The organism is Chitinophaga sp. 01L420 (assembly GCF_056399985.1).
The window spans coordinates 1-754 of the sequence record NZ_JBFTSK010000138.1 but is presented as its reverse complement, the minus strand read 5'-3'; the positions used below and the strand labels follow the sequence as shown (position 1 = coordinate 754).

Here is a 754-nt window from a genome sequence, read left to right as displayed (position 1 = left end):
AACACTGCGAGCAACACCATCAGTGTAACGGCAGATATCACGGCACCAGTAGTTACACAGGTAATTGTACCTGCGAATGGTTATTATAAAGCAGGTAGTACATTGAACTTTACAGTGACGTACAGTGAAAATGTGCTCATCAATACTACAGGCGGTGTGCCATTCATCAACGTAAACATTGGAGGAACAAATGTTTCAGCGGTTTATACTGGAGGCGCCGGTACACAGGATTTATCCTTCAGTTACACTGTTCAGAACGGCGATTTGGATATGGACGGCATCACACTTAGTACTAGCCTGTTGCTGAATGGTGCGACTATCAAGGATGCAGCTAATAATAATGCAGCCCTCCTCTTGAATAGTGTCAGTAATACTGCGGGCGTATTCGTAAACACAGTACATCCAACAGTAGCGCTGTCCACCACTGCTGCGTCTATTGTCAATGCGTCGTTTACAGTAACTGCTGTATTCAGCGAAGCGGTGATTGGCCTTACGGTAACAGACTTCGTATTAACCAATGCTACAGCTGCTACGCTGCAAACCACCGACAACATTACCTATACCATTGATATAACGCCAACAGCCAATGGAGCTGTTGGTATTTCATTGCCTGCGGATGCAGCGGTGAATATTGGTGACAACGGCAACACTGCGAGCAACACCATCAGTGTAACGGCAGATATCACGGCACCAGTAGTTACACAGGTAATTGTACCTGCGAATGGTTATTATAAAGCAGGTAGTACATTGAACT

1 protein-coding gene is annotated in these 754 nt (G+C 45.4%); it reads left to right on the top strand.

Features of this window, described 5'->3' with window-relative positions:
- Positions 1 to 754: Ig-like domain-containing protein (locus AC1DP6_RS36500; RefSeq protein WP_477059311.1), on the top strand; the 754-nt coding region annotated here is incomplete at both ends.